Annotated in this window: 18 protein-coding genes; 8 read left to right on the top strand and 10 right to left on the bottom strand. The window is 73.8% G+C overall.

What is annotated here, in order from left to right:
• Positions 1-217: 217 nt before the first annotated feature.
• From pruA to ABT263_RS32265, 4 genes are all read right to left on the bottom strand, one after another.
• Positions 218-1,843 (bottom strand): L-glutamate gamma-semialdehyde dehydrogenase, encoded by a 1,626-nt coding sequence (gene pruA / locus ABT263_RS32280; RefSeq protein WP_352295847.1) that lies wholly within the window; start codon positions 1,841-1,843, stop codon positions 218-220.
• A 140-nt stretch (positions 1,844-1,983) separates the two neighbouring features.
• A complete protein-coding gene (locus ABT263_RS32275) occupies positions 1,984-2,640 on the bottom strand; it encodes an HAD family hydrolase (RefSeq protein WP_329487896.1) in 657 nt (218 codons plus the stop codon).
• A gap of 106 nt (positions 2,641-2,746) precedes the next feature.
• Positions 2,747-3,277 (bottom strand): DUF6912 family protein, encoded by a 531-nt coding sequence (locus ABT263_RS32270; protein ID WP_352295821.1) that lies wholly within the window; start codon positions 3,275-3,277, stop codon positions 2,747-2,749.
• Between the two features lie 343 nt (positions 3,278-3,620).
• Positions 3,621-4,685, bottom strand: a complete 1,065-nt coding sequence (locus tag ABT263_RS32265) for a patatin-like phospholipase family protein (RefSeq protein ID WP_352295818.1) — start codon at positions 4,683-4,685, stop codon at positions 3,621-3,623.
• Between the two features lie 349 nt (positions 4,686-5,034).
• Between ABT263_RS32265 and ABT263_RS32260 the strand changes: the two genes are divergently transcribed.
• Entirely contained in the window at positions 5,035-5,574 is a 540-nt protein-coding gene (locus tag ABT263_RS32260; protein ID WP_352295815.1) for an Rv3235 family protein, read from the top strand.
• A 302-nt stretch (positions 5,575-5,876) separates the two neighbouring features.
• Here the strand turns inward: ABT263_RS32260 and secA are convergent, their stop codons facing one another.
• A complete protein-coding gene (secA, locus tag ABT263_RS32255; protein WP_329487900.1) occupies positions 5,877-8,639 on the bottom strand; it encodes a preprotein translocase subunit SecA in 2,763 nt (920 codons plus the stop codon).
• 251 nt (positions 8,640-8,890) lie between these two features.
• Between secA and ABT263_RS32250 the strand changes: the two genes are divergently transcribed.
• Both ABT263_RS32250 and ABT263_RS32245 read left to right on the top strand, forming a co-directional pair.
• A complete protein-coding gene (locus ABT263_RS32250; protein WP_352295812.1) occupies positions 8,891-9,493 on the top strand; it encodes a GNAT family N-acetyltransferase in 603 nt (200 codons plus the stop codon).
• Positions 9,494-9,634: 141 nt separating this feature from the next.
• The gene (locus tag ABT263_RS32245) at positions 9,635-10,816 is read left to right on the top strand and encodes a winged helix-turn-helix domain-containing protein (protein ID WP_352295809.1); all 1,182 of its coding nucleotides are present in this window, start codon (positions 9,635-9,637) and stop codon (positions 10,814-10,816) included.
• A 31-nt stretch (positions 10,817-10,847) separates the two neighbouring features.
• Here ABT263_RS32245 and ABT263_RS32240 read toward each other — a convergent pair whose 3' ends face one another.
• Positions 10,848-11,606, bottom strand: a complete 759-nt coding sequence (locus ABT263_RS32240) for a response regulator (RefSeq protein ID WP_329487903.1) — start codon at positions 11,604-11,606, stop codon at positions 10,848-10,850.
• Between the two features lie 267 nt (positions 11,607-11,873).
• The gene (gene hpf, locus ABT263_RS32235) at positions 11,874-12,566 is read right to left on the bottom strand and encodes a ribosome hibernation-promoting factor, HPF/YfiA family (protein WP_329487904.1); all 693 of its coding nucleotides are present in this window, start codon (positions 12,564-12,566) and stop codon (positions 11,874-11,876) included.
• Between the two features lie 369 nt (positions 12,567-12,935).
• Between hpf and ABT263_RS32230 the strand changes: the two genes are divergently transcribed.
• A complete protein-coding gene (locus ABT263_RS32230; protein WP_380389074.1) occupies positions 12,936-13,697 on the top strand; it encodes a ComF family protein in 762 nt (253 codons plus the stop codon).
• 41 nt (positions 13,698-13,738) lie between these two features.
• On the opposite strand, the gene ABT263_RS32225 is transcribed toward ABT263_RS32230, so the two are convergent.
• Genes ABT263_RS32225 through mtrA form a run of 3 tightly spaced genes read right to left on the bottom strand, consistent with a single transcriptional unit; the run spans position 13,739 to position 18,408 of the window.
• A complete protein-coding gene (locus ABT263_RS32225) occupies positions 13,739-15,613 on the bottom strand; it encodes an LpqB family beta-propeller domain-containing protein (RefSeq protein ID WP_352295806.1) in 1,875 nt (624 codons plus the stop codon).
• The gene (mtrB, locus tag ABT263_RS32220; RefSeq protein ID WP_380389073.1) at positions 15,591-17,729 is read right to left on the bottom strand and encodes an MtrAB system histidine kinase MtrB; all 2,139 of its coding nucleotides are present in this window, start codon (positions 17,727-17,729) and stop codon (positions 15,591-15,593) included. Before mtrB ends, ABT263_RS32225 begins: the two co-directional genes overlap by 23 nt.
• Before the next feature lies 1 nt (position 17,730).
• A complete protein-coding gene (mtrA, locus tag ABT263_RS32215; RefSeq protein ID WP_030061806.1) occupies positions 17,731-18,408 on the bottom strand; it encodes an MtrAB system response regulator MtrA in 678 nt (225 codons plus the stop codon).
• Between the two features lie 310 nt (positions 18,409-18,718).
• On the opposite strand from mtrA, the gene ABT263_RS32210 reads away from it, so the two are divergent.
• The 4 genes from ABT263_RS32210 (at position 18,719) to ABT263_RS32195 (ending at position 22,894) form a co-directional block, all read left to right on the top strand.
• Positions 18,719-19,906, top strand: a complete 1,188-nt coding sequence (locus tag ABT263_RS32210; RefSeq protein WP_352295803.1) for a DUF7847 domain-containing protein — start codon at positions 18,719-18,721, stop codon at positions 19,904-19,906.
• Positions 19,907-19,911: 5 nt separating this feature from the next.
• The gene (locus ABT263_RS32205) at positions 19,912-20,583 is read left to right on the top strand and encodes a DUF4129 domain-containing protein (protein ID WP_352295800.1); all 672 of its coding nucleotides are present in this window, start codon (positions 19,912-19,914) and stop codon (positions 20,581-20,583) included.
• Complete coding sequence (locus ABT263_RS32200) at positions 20,580-21,881, top strand: DUF4350 domain-containing protein (protein ID WP_352295797.1); 1,302 nt, start codon at positions 20,580-20,582, stop codon at positions 21,879-21,881. The genes ABT263_RS32205 and ABT263_RS32200 overlap by 4 nt, the downstream gene beginning before the upstream one ends.
• A gap of 92 nt (positions 21,882-21,973) precedes the next feature.
• Positions 21,974-22,894: an AAA family ATPase gene (locus ABT263_RS32195; RefSeq protein ID WP_352295837.1), complete on the top strand. Its 921-nt coding sequence runs from the start codon at positions 21,974-21,976 to the stop codon at positions 22,892-22,894.
• Positions 22,895-22,903: the final 9 nt, after the last annotated feature.

The raw sequence follows: 22,903 nt of genomic DNA, 5'->3' as shown, positions 1-22,903 counted from the left end.
CCGCAATCCTGCCGCACCAACCGGCTGAAAGGTCTCCATGGCGCGCATGAAACACCTCCGCAGCGGGTAGGACGAGACGTTCGGCCTGCAGCCACCCGACGACGCCAGCCAGCCTAACGGGCCGATTCGAAGGTGTCAGGGGACAGGGAGGCGCAATCCTGCAGGAAGATCCCGCCGTCCTGGACACCATGTCCAATCCGACCCGCCGTGTTCGCCATCAGCCCATATGCGGGTGAACATACGTGGTCGGCGGGACGAAGGTCTCCTTGATCGACCGCGCCGAGGTCCAGCGCAGCAGGTTCTGGGCGGCGCCGGCCTTGTCGTTGGTGCCGGAGGCCCGGCCGCCGCCGAACGGCTGCTGGCCGACCACTGCGCCGGTCGGCTTGTCGTTGATGTAGAAGTTGCCCGCCGCGAAGCGCAGCTCCTCCACCGCCTGTGCGATGGCGTAGCGGTCCTGCGCGATCACCGCACCGGTGAGGCCGTACGGCGCGCCCGAGTCCACCCGTCGGAGGACGTCTTCCCAGCGGGAGTCCTCGTAGACGTGGACGGCCAGGATCGGTCCGAAGTACTCGGTGCGGAAGATCTCGCCCCGGTGGTCGGAGGAGACCAGCACGGTGGGGCGGACGAACCAGCCGATCGCGTCGTCGTACTGCCCGCCGGCCGCCAGCTCCACCGTCGGGTCGGCCTTGGCCCGGTCGATCGCGTCGCGGTTCTTCTCGAAGGCGCGCCGGTCGATCAGCGCGCCCATGAAGTTGGACAGGTCGGTGACGTCGCCGACGGCCAGCCCGTCCACCTCGGCCAGGAACTCGTCCTTGATCGTCTGCCAGAGGCTGCGCGGCAGGTAGGCCCGGGAGAGCGCCGAGCACTTCTGGCCCTGGTACTCGAAGGCGCCGCGGATCAGCGCGGTCCGCACGATCGCCGGGTCGGCCGAGCGGTGGGCGAGCAGGAAGTCCTTGCCGCCGGTCTCGCCGACGATCCGCGGGTACGTCCGGTAGCCGCCGATGTTGGCGCCGACGGTCTGCCAGAGCGACTGGAAGGTGGCGGTGGAGCCGGTGAAGTGCAGCCCGGCGAGGGCGGGGTCGGTGAGTGCCACCTGGGAGAGCTGCTGCCCGTCGCCGGTCACCATGTTGATCACCCCGGGCGGCAGGCCGGCGGCCTCCAGCAGGCGCATCAGGTAGTACGCGGCCAGGGTCTGGGTGGGCGCCGGCTTCCAGACCACGGTGTTGCCCATCAGGGCCGGCGCGGTCGGCAGGTTGCCCGCGATCGCGGTGAAGTTGAACGGGGTGACCGCGTAGACGAAGCCCTCCAGCGGGCGGTGGTCGGTGCGGTTCCACACCCCGGGCGAGGAGATCGGCTGGTCGGCCAGGATCTCGCGGGCGAACCGCACGTTGAACCGCCAGAAGTCGATCAGCTCGCAGGCGGAGTCGATCTCGGCCTGCTGGACCGTCTTGGACTGGCCCAGCATGGTGGCCGCGTTGAGGGTCGCCCGCCAGGGGCCGGCCAGCAGGCCGGCGGCGCGCAGGAAGACCGCCGCCCGGTCGTCGAAGGACAGCCCGCGCCACTCGCGCCCGGCCGCCAGCGCCGCGTCCACCGCGGCCCGGGCGTCCTCCCGGGTGGCGTTGCCCAGCACGCCCAGCTTCGCCGCGTGGTGGTGCGGCTGGACGACCTCGATCCGCTCGCCGCCGCCGAACCGCTGCTCGCCGGCGATGGTCATCGGCAGCGGGATCTGCTCGGCGGCCAGCTCGTCCAGCCGGCGCACCAGCCCGGTCCGCTCCGGGCTGCCGGGCGCGTACCCGTGCACCGGCTCGTTGCCCGGGGTCGGGACCTGGGTGACTGCGTCGATGGGCATGGCGGCTCCGCTCGTCGTCCTGATGGCCTGGCGTCAATCCAGACTGACGAGCGGAGGGCCGGTTCGCCCGCTCGGACACGCCACCGGTGGACGTGGTTCGCGCCACGTCCGGGCGCCGGGCCACCGGGCCGGACTCAGCCGACCAGGCTCGCGGCCAGCTCGACGGCCTCGGCCAGGCTGTCCACCACCGGGACGCCCACCGGCTCCAGCTTCGCCCGGGTGTGCGAGCCACCGGTGTACAGCACCGCGTGCGCACCCGCGCTCAGCGCCGCCAGCGCGTCGTCCGCGGCGTCGCCGATCAGCACCGTGCGGGCCGGGTCCACCTGCTCGCCGAGCGCGGCCAGGTGCCTGGCCAGGTGCTCCGCCTTCTGGCCGCCGGCGGGCCCGCTGCGGCCGTCCACCCGGAGGAAGTGACCGGTCAGGCCGAAGCCGTCGACCACCGGCAGCAGCTTGTGGTGCTCGTACATCGACAGCAGGGACTGGCTGTGCCCGGCCTCCCCCCAGCCGCTCAGCAGCTCCAGCACGCCCTCGGTCAGCCCGCAGGCCACGCTCAGCTCCAGATAGCGGTCGTGGAAGACGTCGTCGAGCCGCAGCCACTCGGCGTCGGAGGGCATCCGGCCGAGCAGCCGCTGGTAGAAGCGGGGAATCGGGATCTCGTACTGCTCGCGGTACTCCTGCATGGTCATCGGGCCGATGCCGATGGTCGCGAACGCGGCGTTGCTCGCGCCGAGCACCGCCTCCATGTCGTGGAAGAGCGTGCCGTTCCAGTCCCAGACGATATGAGTGCGCACGCAGGGAACGGTAACCCCGGTCACCGACGAAGCGGTACGACGGGGTGGCCGGGGCCCGGCGGGCGGGGGGCGCGAGGCGGGCCGCTCAGGCCGCCCCGGGCCGGGCTCAGGCCGGGCTCGGGCCGGGCTCAGGCAGCAGGGCGGCGATCTCCTGGGTGGCGAACCAGAGCAGCTCGTGGTCCTCGGCACCGTCCACGGTGAACTGGGCGTCCTGATCGCCCTCGTCGGCCGCGGCGACGGCCGCGACCGCCGCCTCGACGTCCGCGACCACGTCCTGGTCGGCCACGTCCGCGTGCACCGCGGCCGCCTTCGCCAGCCGCACCGGCCCGGCCAGCACCACCCGGCCCAGCGAGGCCTGGTCCTGGTACTCGTCGCCGGGGAACGGCCGCACCGCTGAGTCGGCGACGTCCAGCGCCACCACCACCCGGCGGCGCGGCGCCTGCGGGTCGGCGGCCAGCAGCCGCAGCGAGGACTGCGCGGCCCGGTTCAGCGCCGCGTACTCCAGCTCTTCGAGGTCGTCACTGACGTACCACTCGCGCAGCGCGGGGGTCACGGCGTACGCCGCGGACTGCTCCAGGGCGCCGCCCGGGTGCGCCGCCGCCAGGCCGGTCAGGGTGGTGGGCACGTACACGCGCATCGGTGGCACTCTCCGGTTCGTCCAGCGGCACAGCTTCCAGCGCCCCAAGAATAAGCGCCGGGGTGGCATCCGTGATCACGCGCTCACTCCCGCCCGCACCCCCGGCTCCCGGCGACGGCGCCGCGCACCGCCGGCGCCGCCGGGAACCGGGCCGGCCGGCGGCCCTGCGGCGTACCGGACACGGCCGCTGACCACCCGGGGCGCCGACCGAGTCACCGCACGCGAGGGGACCGGGCGCCCCCGGCGGCCGGGCACGCCCTCGACCCGAGCACGCGCCCCCGACCGCCACGACCCGCCGCACGCGCTGCGGACCAGCCGGGCGACCGCCCGCGCGCGGGCCGGATCACCGCACGCCGTCCAGGGCCGCCCGGCTGGTCCGCAGCGCGCTCTCCAGCACCGCTTCGCGCCGGGCCGGGTCCATCATGTTCGGGCCCATCACCGTCAGGTCCGCCAGGGTCGGCGCGAGCAGGTGCACCCGGACGCCGCTCGCCCGCAGCAGCCGGGTCTCCCGCATCAGCTGCCTGGTCACCGCCCGGCGGTAGCGGCCGACCAGTTGGGCGAGCACCCCGCGCGGGCGGTCCCGGGCGCGCCACTCGCGCAGCGCCGCCACGGTGCCGCGACCGGGCTCGGCGCGCCCGCGCGGGTGCAGCCGCAGCGCCATCGGGGCGAGCACGAACACCTCGTCCAGACCGCGGCCGAGCATCAGATCGGCGTTGGTGGCCGACCAGCAGCCGCCGTCCACGTACGCCGAGCCGTTCACCCGGACCGGGGCGAACCAGCCGGGGATCGCGCAGGAGGCCATCACCGCGTCGGCGACGGCGGCGGCCGGCGCGCCCGGATCGCCGAAGACCACCCGGCGACCGCCGCGGTAGTCCACCGCCGCCACCCGCAGCGGCGAGCCGGCCGGCCAGCCGTCCCCGCCCAGCAGACCGCGCACCAGCTCGCCGACGGGCTCCAGCGAGCCGCGGCCGTGCGGCGCCATCGCCGACACCATGGTCAGCAGCGGGTACTCGCGCGGGTGGCGGACGGCGTCCCGCAGCAGGCCCGGCGAGCCGATGCCGGCGCGCGGCCGCGGGGGCAGCGCCCCGCCGACCGCGGTCTCGTAGTCGAAGGCCACCCCGGCCAGCGGGCCGTCCGGGATCGGCAGACCGCGCTGGTGGTCGCGGAGCTCGCCGGTACCGACCCCACCGGCCAGCATCGCGGCGAGGATCGCGCCCGCCGACGTCCCGAGCACCACCTCGGCGCCGCCCGGCCGCCAGCCGACCGCCTCCTCGACGGCGCAGAGCGCGCCGACCGTCCACGCCGCGCCCAGCATCCCGCCACCGCCCAGCACCAGGCCGCGCCGGGGCCGGCCGTCGGCGGGCGGCGCCGACGACGACGCCCGTGTCTGCGCTACCCATGTCGTCATGCCGGCCGCCTGTCCTCGTCGGGGCGCTGTCGTGGTCCGTCCTCCACGGTTCCCGGACCGGCTCCGATCGTGCGCGCCCAGGGCCAGGCGGCGCAACGTCGCGCCCGACGGGCGCGCCGCCCGTCCCGACGGTCCGGGATGTCCCCTTTCGGGCCTTCCCACTGGCCCCGGTACGTCAACCGGGCGCCCTCCCGCCGGGCCCGGCGGCCCTTGCGGCGCCGGGTCTTTCACCCGGATAGGTGAGACCGCGGGCGGGCCCGCCGGATGCGCCGAACCCGCTTGCCGCCCCGTGCGGCACCGGGCTACCAAGGACCCCTCCGTACCCGCACCAACCGCCCGGGAGGGCCCCATGACCACCAGCCCGGTCCCCGCCGCCGCCCAGCCCGCCCCCCGACCCGCCGGGCCGGCCGCCGTACCGCCCGGCGGCCACGGCGGCCGGCCCGTCCGCCCCTCGGCCCACCCGCACCGGCCGCACCACCCCGCCGCCCGGACCGGCCACCACCCCTACGACGGCCGGCGACCGCGCCGGCCCCGGACCGCCTGCGCCGCCCCCGCCGCCCCGGGCCTCCACGCCGGGCTGAGCACACGGTTCGCCCACCAGCTGGTCGAGGTGCTCACCGGCGCCCGGCCGTCCGGCCAGCTGATGCGGCACACCAGCCTGGACGGCTACGGCCAGCTCGCCTCGCTCGTCCGGACCGGCATCCTGCGGCGCGGCGGCGCCGCCGACCGGCCCCGGCTCGGGCCGGTGCACGACCGGTCGCCCTCGCCCGACGCGATCGAGGCCTGCGTCCGCGTCGACCTCGGCAGCCGGCACCACATGGTGGCGTTCCGGCTGGAGCAGCGCGGGGCGGCCGGGCAGTGGCAGTGCACCGCCGTGGAGGCCCGGTGAACCCGCCGGCGCGGACCGTCCCGTCGCACCGCCCCCGGTCCCGGACGGGTGCCGCACCGGGCCGCGGCGGCCGGCCCGCACCAGGTGCCCACGGCGGCTTCCGCGACGGCGCCACGCGGCCCGCACGGGCCGCGTGGACCCTGCGGTCCGACCTCGCCCCGCGGTCCGACCGGTCCGCCGACGCCGTGGGCACCGGCAGCGACACCGGCACCGGCACCGGCACCGGCACAACGGCGCAGGGCGCCACCCCCCTGCGGGAGTGGCGCCCTGCGTGGCGGCGGACCGGGCGGACCGGCCCCGCCTCAGCTCTTGCGACGGCGGCCCTTGGCCGACTTGGCGGCCTTGCGGCGCTCGGCGCGGGTCAGCCCGTCGCCCTCGTCCTCCGGCGCGAGGTCCTCGAAGTCACCCTCGACGACACCGCCACCGACCTCGTCCGAGGGGGCCGTGTAGTGCAGCCGCTGCGGCTTGGGGGCCTCCAGGCCCTTGGCCTTGATCTCCGGACGGGCGGCGTCCTTCTCCAGCTTGTCGAGCAGCACCTCGGCGTCCTCGACCGGCACCTCTTCGACCTGCTGCTCGACCTGGACCTCCAGGTTGAACAGGTAGCCGACGGACTCCTCCTTGATGCCCTCCATCATGGCGGTGAACATGTCGAAGCCCTCGCGCTGGTACTCGACCAGCGGGTCGCGCTGCGCCATGGCCCGCAAGCCGATGCCCTCCTGGAGGTAGTCCATCTCGTAGAGGTGCTCGCGCCAGCGGCGGTCCAGCACCGAGAGGACGACCCGGCGCTCCAGCTCGCGCATGATCTCCGCGCCGAGCTGGTCCTCGCGGGCGCCGTACTGCCCCTGGATGTCCTCCTGGATGACCTTGGTGAGGAACTCCGGGGTGAGTCCGGCCGTGCCGCCGGCGTCCTCCTCCAGCTGCTCCAGGTCCAGGGTGACGGGGTAGAGCTGCTTCAGCGCCGTCCAGAGCTTGTCGAGGTCCCAGTCGTCCTCGTAGCCCTCGCCGGTGGCCGCCTTGACGTACGCCTCGACGGTGTCGTCCATGAAGTGGCCGACCTGCTCCTGCAGGTCCTCGCCCTCCAGGACGCGGCGGCGCTCGCCGTAGATAACCTCGCGCTGGCGGTTCAGCACCTCGTCGTACTTGAGGACGTTCTTGCGGATCTCGAAGTTCTGCTGCTCGACCTGGGTCTGCGCCGAGGCGATGGCGCGGGTGACCATCTTGGACTCGATCGGCACGTCCTCGGGCACGTTGGCCATCGAGAGCACGCGCTCGACCATGCCGGCCTTGAACAGGCGCATCAGGTCGTCGCCGAGCGACAGGTAGAAGCGGGACTCGCCCGGGTCGCCCTGACGGCCGGAACGGCCGCGCAGCTGGTTGTCGATCCGGCGGGACTCGTGCCGCTCGGTGCCGAGGACGTAGAGGCCACCGGCCGCCTTGACCTCGTCCTGCTCCGCCTTCACGGACGCCTTGGCCTTCTCCAGCGCGGCCGGGAACGCCTCCTCGTACTCCTCCGGGGTGTCCACCGGGGTGATGCCGCGCTGGGCCAGCTCGGCCGCGGCGAGGTGGTCGGAGTTGCCGCCGAGCATGATGTCGGTGCCACGGCCGGCCATGTTGGTGGCGACGGTCACGGCGCCCTTGCGGCCCGCCTGCGCGACGATCTGCGCCTCGCGCTCGTGGTGCTTGGCGTTCAGCACCTCGTGCGGGATGCCGCGCTTGCGCAGCTCCTGCGACAGGTACTCGGACTTCTCCACCGACACGGTGCCGACCAGCACCGGCTGGCCCTTCTCGTGCTTCTCGGCGATGTCCTCGACCACGGCGGCGAACTTGGCCGGCTCCGACTTGTAGATCAGGTCGGGCTGGTCGATGCGCAGCGGGTCCCGGTTGGTCGGAATGGGCACCACGCCGAGCTTGTAGATCTGGTGGAACTCGGCGGCCTCGGTGGTACCGGTACCGGTCATGCCGGAAAGCTTGTCGTACAGGCGGAAGAAGTTCTGCAGGGTGATGGTGGCCAGCGTCTGGTTCTCGTTCTGGACCTCCACCCCCTCCTTCGCCTCGATCGCCTGGTGCATGCCCTCGTTGTAGCGGCGCCCGGCCAGGATGCGGCCGGTGTGCTCGTCGACGATCATGACCTCGCCGTTCATCACGACGTAGTCCTTGTCCCGCTTGTACAGCTCCTTGGCCTTGATGGCGTTGTTCAGGAAGCCGACCAGCGGGGTGTTCACCGACTCGTAGAGGTTGTCGATGCCGAGGTAGTCCTCGACCCGGGTGACACCCTCCTCCAGCACGCCGACGGTGCGCTTCTTCTCGTCGACCTCGTAGTCGCGCTCGATCTTCAGGCGCTGCACCAGCTTGGCGAAGTCGGCGTACCACTTGGTCGCCTGGTCCGCCGGGCCGGAGATGATCAGCGGGGTACGGGCCTCGTCGATGAGGATCGAGTCGACCTCGTCGACCACCGCGAAGTTGTGGCCGCGCTGGACGAGTTCGTCCTTCGACCAGGCCATGTTGTCGCGCAGGTAGTCGAACCCGAACTCGTTGTTGGTGCCGTACGTGATGTCCATCGCGTACTGGCGCTTGCGCTCGGCGGGCGTCATGTTGCCCAGGATCACGCCGACTTCGAGGCCGAGGAAGCGGTGCACCCGGCCCATCCACTCCGAGTCGCGCTCGGCGAGGTAGTCGTTGACCGTGATCAGGTGGACGCCCTTGCCGGTCAGTGCGTTGAGGTAGGTGGGCAGGGTGCCGACCAGGGTCTTGCCCTCACCGGTGCGCATCTCGGCGACGTAGCCGAAGTGCAGCGCGGCGCCACCCATGATCTGGACGTCGTAGTGCCGCTGCCCGAGCACTCGCCGGGCGGCCTCGCGGACGGTCGCGAACGCCTCGGGGAGGATGTCGTCCAGGGACTCACCGTCCGCGATCCGCTGCTTGTACTCGTCGGTCAGCGCGCGCAGCTCGGCGTCGGTGAGGTTGACGAAGTCCTCTTCGATGGAGTTGACCTGGGCAGCAATCCGCTGCAGCTTGCGAAGGATCTTGCCTTCGCCGGCGCGCAGGATCTTGTCGAAGACGGACACTTGAGCGGGCTCCTTGCCTGTATTGGCACTGGACGACTGCACGACGGGTTTACCCCACCGCACGGGCCATCGTATGCGAGGAGTCCAACACCCCGGGAGGTGCGTCAGCACGCTATTCCCGTGTCACCCGTGCGGGCACATGGCCCGATAGCATCGCCCACCGGGGCAAAACGGTCAGCTGCCCGGGCGGTTGAGCGGTCGAGCCGGTTATTCGGATGCCCGGTTTCCTTTCTGCACGGAATAATCCGTTCATGGCAGAGCACCCCGAGCCCACCGCGCCCGACTCCGTCCCCGGCCTCCTGGTCACCGAGCGGCTGTTCCTGCGACCGCCCCGGGAATCCGACCTGGACGCGATCTTCGAGGCCTGCCAGGACCCGGAGATCCAGCGCTGGACGGTCGTTCCCAGCCCGTACCGCCGCGAGGACGCGGAGTACTTCGTCAACGACCTGGCCGTGAACGGCCGTCGCACCGGCGAGAACCTCGTCTGGTGCGTGGTCGAGCGCGCTGGTGGCGCCCTGGTCGGCGCCCAGGGGCTGGTCCGCGTCCCGGGCAGGCCGGGGACCGCCGAGGTCGGCTGGTGGGCCACCCGGGAGCACCGCGGCCGCGGGTACACCGTCGAGGCCGCCCGCGCGGTCGCCCACCACGCGATCACCGAGCTGGGCCTGCGCCGGCTGGAGTGGACGGCGTACGTGGGCAACGAGGGCTCCCGCGCGGTCGCCGAGAAGGTCGGCTTCCGCTTCGAGGGCACACTGCGCTCGTACGCCGAGCAGCGCGGCGAGTTCCGCGACTCCTGGGTCGGCGGGCTGCTCGCCACCGACCTCGCCACCGACCTCGCCACCGACCTCGCGGACTGAGCGGCCCCGTACCCCGGCTCCGTACCCCCAATCCGGAGCCCCGCCCCGCCGCCGCACCCCGCCGGCGGCCGCCGACCACGCCCCGGCGCCCGGTCCTTCCGGGCCGGGGCGTTGTCGGTGCCGCGGTCTACGCTCGCCAACATGACCGTCATGACTCCCGCCACGACCCTCGGCGCCGACGAGGCCCGCCGGATCGCCCTGCGCGCACAGGGCCTGCTCGGCGCGCCGGACCGCCGGGGCGGCGTCCGCGGAGTGCTGCGCCACCTCGGCGCCGTCCAGCTCGACACCATCTCGGTGCTGGCCCGCTCGCACGAGCTGGTCCCGTACGCCCGGCTCGGCGCCGTCGGCCGGCCCGCCGTCGACGCGGCCTACTGGGCGTCGGGAGCGAGCTTCGAGTACTGGTCGCACGCGGCCTGCATCCTGCCGATCGAGGAGTGGCCGCTCTTCGCGTTCCGCCGCCGGCGCTACCGCGAGCGCGCCCACGTCTGGGGCATGCAGGTGGACGCCGCCACCTACCGCGCCGTCCTGGCCAAGCTGCGCGACGAGGGGCCGCTCACCTCGACCGAGCTGGGCGGCGCCAAGAAGACGGCCGACTGGTGGGACTGGTCCGACACCAAGATCGCGGTGGAACGGGCCCTGGCCTTCGGCGACGTGGTCTGCACCGAGCGCCGGAGCTGGAAGCGGGTCTACGCGCTGGCCGAACAGGCCGTCCCCACCGAGCTGTTCGAGGCGGAGCCGACCGACGAGGACTGCCTGCGCACCCTGGTAGCCCAGGCCGGCGCCGCGCTCGGCGTGGCCACCCGGGCCGATCTGCTGGACTACCACCGCCTGAAGGCCGAGCAGCTGGACGCGGTGCTCGCCGACTCCGGCCTGGTCCCGGTGCGGGTCGCGGGCTGGGGCCCGGCCGGCGCCCCCGCCGCGGCCTGGGCCGATCCGGCCGCACTCGCCACCGCCCCGCGCGGTCGGCACCGCACCACGCTGCTCTCGCCGTTCGACTCGCTGGTCTGGGACCGCTCGCGCACCGAGCGGATCTTCGGCATGACGCACCGGCTGGAGGCCTACACCCCCAAGCACAAGCGGGTGCACGGCTACTTCGCGATGCCGCTGCTGGCCGGCGGGCAGCTGGTCGGCCGGGTCGATCCGGCCCGGGCGGGCGGCACCCTGGTGGCCCGTCAGGTCTCGCTGGACTCCGCGCGGCACGTCGGGGCGCTGGCGACCGCGCTGCGCGAGGCGGCCGCGTGGGTGGGCTGCGACGGCGTCCGGGTGGAGGCGCTGCACGACGAGGCGTTGCGCCCGGCGCTGGAGAAGCTGCTCGCCGACTGAGCCGGCACCGAGCCCGCGACGGGCTCCGCCGTCACCCTATTTCGAGGATCTTCTCCCGCATCGCGTAGACCACGGCCTCCATCCGGGAGTGCAGCTGGAGCTTCTCCAGGATGTTGCGCACGTGGTTCTTCACGGTGTTCTCGCTGATGAACAGCTCCTTGGCGATCTCCCGGTTGTTCATCCCGGTCGCCACCAGCTTCAGCACCTCCAACTCCCGGTCGGTCAACCGGGGTGCGGGCACCAGGTCCCGGTCGTCGGAGCGGCGCTGGATCATCGACTTGAACTCGGTGAGCAGCTTGGAGGCCATCGACGGGCTGATCTGCGACTGGCCGTCGGCGACCGCCCGGATCGCGGTGGCCACCTCGTCGGTGGAGATCTCCTTGAGCAGGTACCCGGTGGCACCCGCCTTGATCGCCTCGTAGAGGTCGGCTTCCTCGTCGCTTATCGTCAGCATGATGATCTTGGTGCTGGGGGCCACGTCCTTGATCGCGGTGCAGGCCTCGATCCCGCTGCGACGGGGCATCCGAACATCCATCAGAATGATGTCGGGCAGCAGGTCGGCGGCCTTGAGCACGGCCTCCGCGCCGTCCCCCGCCTCACCGACGACGGTGATGTCCTCCTCCTCGGCGAGCACGATCTCCAGGCCGCGGCGGAACAGCGCGTGGTCGTCCACCACCAGGACGCGGATCGGCTCCCTCCGGCGCGGGGCGTAGTCGAGGTCCTCCCCCGACCCTCGCGCCACCCCCCCGACCGGCCCCGCACCGGGCCCCAGCCCGAAGTGATCCCCCATCCGCTCCTCCCCCGTCGCCGGTCGTCGTTCGCCAATCATTCCACGCCGCAGGCGTCCTCCGGTCACCCTCCGATGCCGATTCCCTCGCACCGGGTGACCTCCCGGTGCCCGGAATCGGCCGGTCACCGGCCCGGACCGGCCCGGCGCCCGCTCCGGAGCACCCCCGAACGCCACGGAACACCCCCGAACCCGCTCGGAGCGCCCCCGAACGCCGGTGACCCCGGCGGCAGCGCCACCGGGGTCACCACTCCCACACCGCTCGGACGGTCAGTCCTCGTCGTCGGCGCCGCCGATCGCGCCGCCGGCACCGCCACCCGGCCCGGTCGTTCCGTCGGCCTTCAGGTGGATGACTCCGTAGTGGTAACCGTGCCGGCGGTAGACGACGCTCGGCAGGCCGCTGTCCTTCTCCACGAACAAGTAGAAGTCGTGGCCGACCAGTTCCATCTCGTAGAGCGCCTGGTCCAGCGCCATGGGGGCGGCCGGGTGGGTCTTCTCCCGGACCACCAGCGGGCCTTCGCCCTCCACTTCCAGGGATCCCATCATGGTCTTGCGGACGGCCCCGTTGGTCTCGTTCTCCGGCTTGGTCGTCTCGGGCAGCGCGGCCAGGGCCGCGGTCGCCTCGGCGACGCTGATGGGAGTACGGCCGTTGCCGCCCTTGTGCACCCGGCGCCGGTCCGCGGACTTGCGCAGCTGCGCGTCGAGCTTCGCCGAAGCCAGGTCGAGCGCCGCGTACGGGTCGCCGGCGGCGGCCTCGGCCCGGATCACCGGACCGCGGGTACGGAGAGTGATCTCCACCCGCTCGGACCGGTCGGCCTGACGCGGGTTGTGCTCCTTGGACACCTCGACGTCGAGGCTGATCACCTTGCCGTCGAACTTCTGGACCTTCTCCAGCTTCTCGGCCACGTGCTCGCGGAACCTCTTGGGCACCTCGGTCTTGCGGCCCTTGACGACGATGTCCACGCAGAACTCCGATCCCTCGTGCTGACGCCGATCCGGGTGCTACCGGATCGGGCTGAGACCCAGCCGGACCAGCCAATTCGATGCTGACCCTCCACCTCCGCCGCGAGCGACGAAAGCGACTGGCCCTCACCTCACTTCCTCCCCACCAGGGACGGTTGAAACCCCCTGGAGCCTCATCGAACACCTCACACGGGGTTTTCGCCTCCCCAACCGGGAATACGGGTACGACCCGAGGCTGTGGACTGGCGGTCAAGCTGTTGCACCCTGTCTACCCTCTTGCGAGTGAAGCATGGGTAAATACCTGGACAACACCCCCCGTACGGCGCATCCTGTGCTCACTCTCCGTGCCTGCCGCCGCCAGGAGCAGCCGTGCCGCCCACCGCCGTCCCCACCCGTCCACGGTCCGCCCAAGGGCCGTTCGGCCACGCACTGGCCGGTCTGCTGGAGGTGCTGCTGCCCGCCCGCTGCGCCGGCTGCGGCGCCGGCCGCACCCAGCTCTGCCCGGCCTGCCGGCACGCCCTGGCCGCCGCCCGGCCCGGCCCCACCGCGCTGCCCTGGGTGCACGCCGCCGCCCCGTACGCCGGACCGGTCCGGCAGCTGCTGCTCGCCCACAAGGAGCGCGGCGCGCTGCACCTCGCCGGGCCGCTCGGCGAAGCACTCGCCCTGGCCGTGCGCTCCTCGCTCGGGCCGCGCGCGGGGCTGAGCCCGCTGCTGCTGGTCCCGATGCCCTCGGCCCGTTCCGCCGTCCGCGCCCGCGGGCACGATCCGACGCTGCGGCTGGCCGGCGCGGCCGCCCGGTCACTGCGCCGGGCCGGAGTGGACGCCAGGGCGGCGGCCCTGCTGCGGCACACCCGGCCGGTCGCGGACCAGGCCGGCCTCACCGCCACCGAGCGCCGGCGCAACCTGCACGGCGCGCTCACCGTCCTGCCGCGGGCGGACCGCCGGCTGACCGGCCGCCGGCCGGTCCTGGTCGACGACCTGGTGACCACGGGGGCCAGCCTCGCCGAGGCCGCTCGGGCGCTGGCGTCGGCCGGGCTCCCGCCGACGGCGGCCGCCACCGTCGCGGCCGCCGTCCCGCACCGGCCCGCCGGCCGGGTGCCCCACCCCTGCGGCGGGCCCCGCCCCCGGTAGCCCCGGACCAGCTCGGACGAAGCCGGGACCGGACCGCCGGCTCAGCCGGGATAGATGAAGGAGGACGCCCGGAAGTTCAGGACGAGCTCACGCCACTGGCTGTTGACCAGCCGGTAGATCTTGCCGTCGGTGCCCTGCCGCGCGAGCACCGGCGGAGCCTGGTCCATGGTGTCGGCGGGCGCCTCCGAGGCCTGGGCCGAGGCCATCCCCTCGCCGCCCTGGGGCGGGGCCTCGCTGCTCTGCGAGCCGTCCGTACTGATGTAGTGCAGCTGCTGGAGGCGGCCCTTCTCCTTGCCCAGCACCAGCAGCTGGTCGGCCTCCGCCCAGGACACCGAGGAGACCTCGGTGATCGCGGGGGCCACCCGGCGCAGTCCGGTGATCCGCGCGGTCGGGGCGTCCTTGGTGCCGCCGTGCACCACCAGACCGAGCCAGAGCGACTGCGCCCCGCGCTGGTCCTTGAACACCAGGGCGATCCGGACGGCGTCCGAGGAGATCTTGAGGTCCTGCAGCACCTGCCCGTCGGGGCTGTCCACCGGCACCGTGACCGGGGGCTGGTTGCCGCGCACCATCACCACCCGCCGGTTCTGCGGGTCGCGGTCCACCACCCAGAGGTCGCCGCGGCCGTCCCAGCTGGGCGAGGTCAGGCCGTCCTCGTCCTTCTGCCCGGTGCGGACGGGGGTGGTGAGCACCGGCTCGGGCATGGCCTGCACGCCGTCCGCCAGCGGCACCGTGTAGAGCTGGTGGCCCTTGCCGCCGATCGCCGCGGCCCGCTCGCCGTCCCGGGCCACCGCGATCGTGCCGAGCGGGTCCCGGCCGGCCGGTTGCGGACGGCCCAGCGGGCCGCGCACCGGGTTGCCGTCGCCGGTCTCCTGAGCCTCGGTCAGGACGCCGTTGTCGGCCCGCTGGAAGAACTGCCGCTGGGAGCCGGCCCCGGTCAGCGCGCCCGGTCCGGTCTGCGGGAGGTCGCCGCGGGTCGCCTGGCAGCCGCTGTTGCGCGGGCCCTTCAGGTCCAGCTTGTCCACCTGCCCCTTGCCCTGGTCGGCGAGGGTGTAGAAGAGCTGGGTGGCCATCCGCTTGCAGAGCATCGCGCCGCCGAGGTCGACACCGGTGAGCACCACGTGGGCGGTGCGGGCCTCGTCGACGCTCACCCGCTCGACCGCGGTACCGGTCGGGAAGGCGCTCCGGGCCACCGGCGAGAGCCAGTCGGACGGCCCGGCGACCACGGCCCTGGCGGCCGAGGTCAGCGGGTCTATTCGGCGCCGCAGGTAGATCGGGTCGGCGATCAGCACGGCCGGGGAGCGCAGCGTCGCGGCCGCGGACGGGTCGTCGGCCGCGTAGAAGAAGCGGTCCACCTGGCGGTAACTGTTGCGGAAGTTGGTTTCGTTGATGAGCAGGCCGTCGGGCAGCGCGTCGATCCGCCACTCGCCGCTCTTCTTGTCCCGGACGAACGAGAACTGGAAGTCCACGTCCTTCTGGCCGTCCAGGAAGGTGTACGAGTGCTTGGCGTCCACCTCGGCCACCACCATGCCGGACACCGGGACGGCGAAGGAGGTGTCGGCCTCGGTCAGGGCCTGGACGGGCAGCGACGGGGTCGCGGAGAGCACCTGGATGCGCTCGTCCGGCTTCCACTTCGCCGCCGCCTCCTCGGTGAGGTACATCCGGGCGGTGTCGTAGCTCTCGTCCGCCGTGACGGCGTCCAGGAACCCGGCCAGCAGGTCGCGCGGCTTGGCGCCCTTGTCGGGCGCCTTCGGGAAGACCCTGACCTGAAGGTTCTTGTCCACCGAGTCCTGCGCCAGTTCGACCTTGCTGACGCCGCCGGAGTCCGGCATGGCCGCGCAGCCGCCGGCCAGCAGGGTGCCCAGCACCACGCCGGCCACCGCGGCCAGCCGCGGCTCAGTCCCGCTCGTCCCTCGCACGCTGCGACCCCTCCGTGTCCGTCCCGGCCGTGCCGTGCCCGGCCTCCGCCGGGCCCGGTTCCGCCGTCCGCTGTGCCACCGACGGCCAGCCGGGCGTCGGGTCCACCATCACCTGGGCTCCGGTGGCACCGTACCCGGCGCCGGCGGTCCGGACGTCCGAGGGGTCGGCCCGCGGGCCCTGGGGCAGCCGGCTGGTGCCCAGCCCCGGGCCGATGCTCAGCACGCCGCCGAGGCCGCTGCCGAACCCGCTGCCCCCGGAGCCCTCCGGGGTCTCCGGGACGGCCGGCTCGTCGGTGGCGGTCAGCGCGGTGGCGCCGCCCGGCCGGATCGCCCGGCGGTACGGCACGCCGTACGAGCCGAGGCCCCGGTTGTTGCGCGAGTCCTCCGGCTCCAGCCGGAACGGTGCCCGGTTGATGTCGCCGCCGCGGGTGCGCGGCAGGGTGAGCCGGAAGTGCGAGCCACCGCCGGGCTCGCCCCAGGCCTGCAGCCAGCCGCCGTGCAGGTGCGCGTCCTCGACCGCGATGGACAGCCCGAGGCCGGTGCCGCCGGTGGTCCGCACCCGGGACGGGTCGGCCCGCCAGAAGCGGTGGAAGACCCGGGACGCCTCGCCGGGCTTGAGCCCGATGCCGTAGTCGCGCACGCCGACCGCGACGGCGCCGTCCGCCGAGCCCAGCCGGACCACGACGTCCCGGCCCTCGCCGTGCTCCAGCGCGTTGACCACCAGGTTGCGCAGGATGCGCTCGATCCGGCGGGAGTCGACCTCCGCCAGCACCGGTTCGCCGTCGCCGCGGATCACCACGGCGCTGCCCTTGGCCTGGGCCAGCGGGTCGGCGGCCTCCACCACCCGGGTGACGATCTCGCGCAGGTCGACCGGCTCGGCGTCCAGGATCGCGGCGCCGGCGTCGAAGCGGCTGATCTCCAGCAGGTCGGCGAGCAGCGACTCGAAACGGTCCAGCTGGCCCTGGAGCAGCTCGGCCGAGCGGGCCGCCATCGGGTCCAGGTCCTCGCGGCTGTCGTAGATCAGGTCGGCGGCCATCCGGACGGTGGTCAGCGGGGTGCGCAGCTCGTGCGAGACGTCGGAGACGAACCGCCGCTGCACCCGGGAGAGCTCCTCGAGCTGGCGGATCTGCGCCTGCAACGCGTTCGCCATCCGGTTGAAGGACTCGCCGAGGCGGGCGATGTCGTCCGTCCCGGTGACCTTCATCCGCTCTTCCAGGTGGCCCGCGGCCAGCCGCTCCGAGATCCCGGCGGCCATCCGGACCGGGGTGACCACCTGGCGCACCACCAGCCAGGCGATCCCGCCCATCAGGATCACCACGAAGACCCCGGCCGTGGCGAGGGTCCCGGTGACCAGGTCGAGGGTGTCCGTCTCCTGGCCGAAGGAGAAGATGTAGTACAGCTCGTAGGAGACGCCGTTGGGGCCGGTGAACTGCATGCCGATGGCCAGTCCGGGCTCGGTCCGCCCCGCGCTGTCCACGCGGTGGATCCGCGTCGGCTGGTCGAAGATCTGGCCGGGCTCCGCCGAGACCCTGGCCCGCAGCGTGTCGGGGATGCTGATCGGCGAGATGTCACCGGTGTAGCGCGGTCCGAGGCCGGCCGTCTCCGGCGAGACCGTCTTGCCGCCGCGCACCACCGCGATCACCGAGTAGACGTTCTGGCCGCTGGCCGCGAGGTCGCCGACCTGGTTGAGCAGCCAGGTACCGGTCTCCTCGACGGCCTGGTCGGCGGGTGCGCCGACCTTGAGCCGCAGGTCCTTGGCCTCGTCGATCTTCTTCTGCTCGGTCTGGAAGCCGGCCCGGGCCTGGCTGTGCGCCGAGTCCCGCTTGGTGCCCAGCAGCCCGTTGCGCACCTGGGCCACCACCACCACGCCCAGGACCAGGACCACCACGACGGAGAGCATCAGGGTGGCCGCGACCACCCGCAGCTGGATGGAACGGCGGTACAGCGCCGAGACCCGGTGCAGGGGCCGGCGCAGCTGACGGGTCACCGGCGCGAGCAGTGCGGCGGGCCCGCGACGGCGGCGGCTGCGCGTGGTCGAGCTCAGCACGTCACCGCGCACGGCGGAGCCCCCGTCGGTCGAGGACTCCGACGGGGTGTCGTCAGCCTGGTACGTCACGTCAGCTGGGTCCGGCCTTGTAGCCGACGCCACGGACGGTCACCACGATCTCGGGACGCTCCGGGTCCTTCTCGATCTTGGACCGGAGCCGCTGGACGTGGACGTTGACCAGTCGGGTGTCCGCCGCGTGGCGGTAGCCCCAGACCTGCTCCAGCAGCACCTCCCGGGTGAACACCTGCCAGGGCTTGCGGGCCAGTGCGACGAGCAGGTCGAACTCCAGCGGGGTCAGCGGGATGCCCCGGCCGTCCCGCTTGACGGAGTGGCCGGCCACGTCGATCACCAGATCGCCGATGGTCAGCTGCTCGGGAGTCGGCTCCTCGGCACGGCGAAGTCGGGCACGTACCCGGGCCACCAGCTCCTTGGGCTTGAACGGCTTGGTGACATAGTCATCGGCACCCGATTCCAGACCGACCACGACGTCGACCGTGTCGGTCTTCGCGGTCAGCATGACGATCGGGATGCCGGACTCCGCCCGGATCTGCCTGCAGACATCGATGCCGTCCCGTCCGGGCAGCATCAGGTCCAGCAGGACCAGATCGGGCTTGGTCTCCCGGAACGCGGCTAGTGCCTTGTCCCCATCCGCGACGAAAAACGGCTCAAAACCCTCACCACGCAGCACAATGCCGAGCATCTCGGCCAGTGCGGAGTCGTCATCAACGACGAGGACGCGTCCCTTCATGCGTCCATCTTCTCATTACCGGATTGTGACCTGCCGCACAGCAGTCCCTTTGCTCCAGAACGGCCAAGTGGCAGCCCGGCGAATTCCGGCCATACCGGACGAATGACCTGGCCCGAACCGGCCCCTCCGGCCCCACCGGTCACCCCCGGACCGCGTCCGGACCGCGTCCCGCCCGCCCGACGGCCTCCCGTTGCCGTTCAGCAACCGGATACCCCTGGGGGCCGTCCGACCACCATGGCACGATGGGCGCTGCGCGCGGGTGAAGATCCACCCGGCCCCGCGAACCCTGACGCCCCTCCGAGGAGCAGTGATGACCGACACCCCGGGCTGGGCCTCGCCCAGCTCGTCCGAGCCGTCCCGCGACGACAACCGGCCCCCGGCCGACACGTCCGCCGCCGCGCCCGGGCCGTCGGTACCACCCCAGGCCGCGCCCCCCGCCTGGGGCGCCGGCTACGGCGGCCCCGGACCGGGCGGCCCCCAGTACGGCGGCCAGGGCCCGCACGGCCCCCACGGCCAGTACGGCTGGGGCGCCCCGGTCAGCCCCAAGCCGGGCATCATCCCGCTGCGCCCGCTCGGCCTCGGCGAGATCCTCGACGGAGCCGTCTCCACCATCCGCACGCACTGGCGCACGACGCTCGGCCTCTCGCTCGGCGTCGCCGTCGTCGAGCAGGCCGCCGTCACCGGCACCCAGCTGGCCGTGCGGGGCGACACCGGCGACCTCACCCCGGTGATCTCCGCCCTGGTGAGCCTGCCGGTGACCATGCTGCTCAGCGTGGTCGCCGCCGCCCTGCTGACCATGGTGGTGAGCCGCGCCATCCTCGGGCAGTCCGCCACCATCCGCGACGCCTGGCGGGACGCCCGCCCCCGGCTGCTCCAGCTGACCGGCCTCACCCTGCTGACCGCCCTGATCGGCGCCGGCGTGGTGCTGATCGGCTTCGCCCCGATGATCGGCTACCTGCTGACCGGCGCGGACGAACCCGCCATCGCGGGCCTGCTCTTCGTGGTCGGCCTGCTCAGCATCCCGGTCGCGATCTGGATCTGGATCCAGCTCAGCCTGGCCGCCCCCGCCCTGATGCTGGAGAAGCAGGGCGTCATCACGGCGCTCTCCCGCTCGCGCCGGCTGGTCCGCGGCTCCTGGTGGCGGCTGTTCGGGATCAACCTCCTCAGCCAGGTCCTGGCCGGCATCGTCGCCGGGATCATCAGCGTGCCGTTCACGATCGTCGGCCTGGCCCTCGGCTTCGACGACCTCGTCGGCCAGGTCGACGCGGGCGACCCGGCCACCCTGCCCACCGCCGTCCTGATCACCACCGCGATCGCGGGCGTGATCGCCTCCACCGTCACCATCCCGTTCACCGCCACCATCGGCGTGCTGCTCTACGTCGACCAGCGGATCCGGCGCGAGGCCCTGGACATCGAGCTCGCCCGCGCCGCGGGCCTGACCGAGTACGGCGGCACCGGCTGGGGCGACCAGGCCGGCCAGAACCCGGCGAGGCTCTGAACCGGATGCCGAACTGGGGGGAGAGGACGCTGGCGGCGAGCGGCGCCCCGGTCACCGTTCCACGTGACCCGGCCCGCGACGCCGCCCGCGACGAACTGCTCAACGCCGAGTACCACCGGCACGACCCGAGCCTGCAGCAGCGGGTCTACGACTGGGTCATGGACCGGATCGACGACGCGCTCACCACCATCGCCGGCGACGGCACCAGCGGCACCACCGGACTGATCCTCTTCCTGGTGATCGCCGTGCTGATTGCCGCCGCCCTCTGGTGGCGGTTCGGCGCGCCCAAGCGGGCCGCCCGCACCGTGCTCGACGTCTTCGGCACCGCCGGACCGCGCAGCGCCGACCAGTACCGGGCCGACGCCGAACAGCACGCCGCGGCCGGCCGGTGGACGGAGGCCGTCCGCGAGCAGATGCGCGCCCTCGTCCGGGCCCTGGAGGAGCGCACCCTGCTCGACGCCCGGCCCGGCCGCACCGCCGACGAAGCCGCCGCCGAGGCCGGCCGAGCCCTCCCGGCGCACGCCGACGCCCTCCGCGCCGCGGCCCGCACCTTCGACGACATCGCCTACGGCGACCGCACCGCCGACCGCAGCGCGTACCAGCTGCTGCGCGACCTCGACCAGACCCTGGAACGCGCCCGCCCGGCGTTCGCCCCGGCCGCGGGAGGAGCGGCATGACCAGCCCCACCCCCGGTCCGGCCGCTCCGCCGGCCCCCGGCGGGCCGCCGCCCGCCGCACCGCCCGTACCCGCCGCCGCACCGCCGTCCGCCGCTCCGCCGCAGACCGCGCCCGCGGCCGGGCCCGCCGCGTCCAGCAGCCTCGCGCCCACCGGCCGCGGCCTCTGGCACCGCTCCCGCTGGTACCTGCTCACCGCCGTGCTCCTGCTGCTCGCCGCCGCCGTGCTGGCCGGGCTCAACCAGGACCGCCGCTACCCCCCGCTCGACCCGCGCTCCTACGACGCCTCCGGCTCCCACGCCGTCGTCGCGCTGCTCCAGCGCCAGGGCCTCGACGTCGACGTCACCGCCGACCTCCCCGCCCGCTCCACCGGCAACGACACCCTCGTCGTCCCCGAACCCGACCTGCTCGGCCCCGACCAGCTGCGCGCCCTCGCCGCCGCCCGGCACGGCCGGCTGGTCCTCGTCTCCCCCGGCCCCGCCGCCCTCAGCGCGCTCGCCCCCGGCGTCCGCCCCTCCGAGGAGGGCGGCGGCGCCCCCTACGCCGCCGTCCGCAGCACCGCCGCCCAGTGCGCGCTCACCGAGGCCGTCCGGGCCGGCACCGCCCACCTCGGCGGCCTGCTGTACACCGCCGGCAGCCGCGGCGAGGGCTGCTACCCGCGCGGCCACGGCTACCCGCTGGTCGCCGTCCGGACCGGCCAGGGCACCGACGTCGTCGTCCTCGGCAGCGGTGACTTCCTCAGCAACGAGCTGATCAAGAAGGACGGCAACGCCTCGCTCGCGCTCGGCCTGCTCGGCTCGCAGCCCCGCCTCACCTGGCACCTGCCGGACTACACCGCCCCGCTCGGCGACAGCGTCGGCGACAAGCGGTTCACCGACTACATCCCCGACGGCTGGCGCTGGGCCGCCGTCCAGCTCGGCATCGCGACCCTGCTGGCCGCGCTCTGGCGGGCCCGCCGGCTCGGCCCGGTCATCAGCGAGAACCTGCCCGTCGTGGTCCGCGCCGCCGAGACCACCGAGGGCCGCGCCCGCCTCTACCGCCGGGCCAGGGCCCGGGGCCGCGCCGCCGACGCCCTGCGCCGCGCCGCCGCCCACCGCCTCGCGCCCGTCCTCGGCGTGCCGCCCACCGGCGGCGCACCCGACGCCACCGCGCTCTGCGCGGCCGTCCTCGACCGCCTCCCCGACCGACCCGCCGGGGACGTACGGGCCCTCCTCTACGGCCCGCCCCCGACCGACGACGCCGCGCTGCTGCGGCTCGCCGACGACCTCGACGCCCTCGAAAGGCAGGTACGGAAGCCGTGACCGAACAGGCCACCGCCACCCCCGTCTCCACCCCCGGCACGGCGACCGGCACCCCCGGGACCACCGACGACCCGCGCCAGGCGCTCACCGCCCTGCGCGCCGAGATCGCCAAGGCCGTGGTCGGCCAGGACGCCGCCGTCACCGGCCTGGTCGTCGCCCTGCTCTGCGGCGGCCACGTGCTACTGGAGGGCGTCCCCGGCGTCGCCAAGACGCTGCTGATCCGCACCCTGTCCACCGCGCTCAGCCTGGACACCAAGCGGATCCAGTTCACCCCCGACCTGATGCCGGGCGATGTCACCGGCTCCCTCGTCTACGACGCCCGCACCGCCGAGTTCTCCTTCCAGCCCGGCCCGGTCTTCACCAACCTGCTGCTCGCCGACGAGATCAACCGCACCCCGCCGAAGACCCAGGCCGCCCTGCTGGAGGCCATGGAGGAGCACCAGGTCACCGTCGACGGCTCGCCCCGCGCGCTGCCGGTCCCGTTCCTGGTCGCCGCCACCCAGAACCCGGTCGAGTACGAGGGCACCTACCCGCTGCCCGAGGCCCAGCTCGACCGCTTCCTGCTCAAGCTGATCCTGCCGCTGCCCGACCGCGACCAGGAGTTCCAGGTCCTCGCCCGGCACGCCAGTGGCTTCGACCCGCGCAACCTCGCCGCGGCCGGCGTGCGCCCGGTCGCCGGCCCCGAACACATCACCGCCGCCCGCGAGCAGATCGCCAAGCTCACCGTCTCGCCCGAGGTGCTCGCCTACATCGTCGACCTCTGCCGGGCCACCCGGCAGTCCCCGTCGCTCTCGATCGGCGTCTCCCCCCGTGGCGCCACCGCCCTGCTCGGCGCCTCCCGCGCCTGGGCCTGGCTGGCCGGCCGCGACTACGTCACCCCCGACGACGTCAAGGCACTCGCCCTGCCGACCCTGCGGCACCGCGTCGCGCTGCGCGCCGAGGCCGAGATGGAGGGCGTCACCGCCGACTCCGTCATCCAGGCGGTCCTGGCCCAGACGCCCGCCCCCCGCTGACCGCCCCCC

The sequence above is a fragment of the Kitasatospora sp. NPDC001603 genome, assembly GCF_040298365.1.
Taxonomy (GTDB): Bacteria; Actinomycetota; Actinomycetes; order Streptomycetales; family Streptomycetaceae; genus Kitasatospora.
The sequence above is the reverse complement of the archived record's forward strand: the minus strand, read 5'-3'. Positions and strand labels throughout refer to the sequence as shown.

Bases quoted from the DNA above. Each gene is read 5' to 3' on its own strand.
- ABT263_RS32265 (WP_352295818.1), bottom strand. From the start codon at position 4,685: ATGACGACATGGGTAGCGCAGACACGGGCGTCGTCGTCGGCGCCGCCC.
- ABT263_RS32200 (WP_352295797.1), top strand. From the start codon at position 20,580: ATGACCAGCCCCACCCCCGGTCCGGCCGCTCCGCCGGCCCCCGGCGGG.
- ABT263_RS32245 (WP_352295809.1), top strand. From the start codon at position 9,635: ATGACCGTCATGACTCCCGCCACGACCCTCGGCGCCGACGAGGCCCGC.
- ABT263_RS32240 (WP_329487903.1), bottom strand. From the start codon at position 11,606: ATGGGGGATCACTTCGGGCTGGGGCCCGGTGCGGGGCCGGTCGGGGGG.
- ABT263_RS32270 (WP_352295821.1), bottom strand. From the start codon at position 3,277: ATGCGCGTGTACGTGCCCACCACCCTGACCGGCCTGGCGGCGGCGCAC.
- ABT263_RS32205 (WP_352295800.1), top strand. From the start codon at position 19,912: ATGCCGAACTGGGGGGAGAGGACGCTGGCGGCGAGCGGCGCCCCGGTC.
- mtrA (WP_030061806.1), bottom strand. From the start codon at position 18,408: ATGAAGGGACGCGTCCTCGTCGTTGATGACGACTCCGCACTGGCCGAG.
- ABT263_RS32260 (WP_352295815.1), top strand. From the start codon at position 5,035: ATGACCACCAGCCCGGTCCCCGCCGCCGCCCAGCCCGCCCCCCGACCC.
- ABT263_RS32250 (WP_352295812.1), top strand. From the start codon at position 8,891: ATGGCAGAGCACCCCGAGCCCACCGCGCCCGACTCCGTCCCCGGCCTC.
- ABT263_RS32210 (WP_352295803.1), top strand. From the start codon at position 18,719: ATGACCGACACCCCGGGCTGGGCCTCGCCCAGCTCGTCCGAGCCGTCC.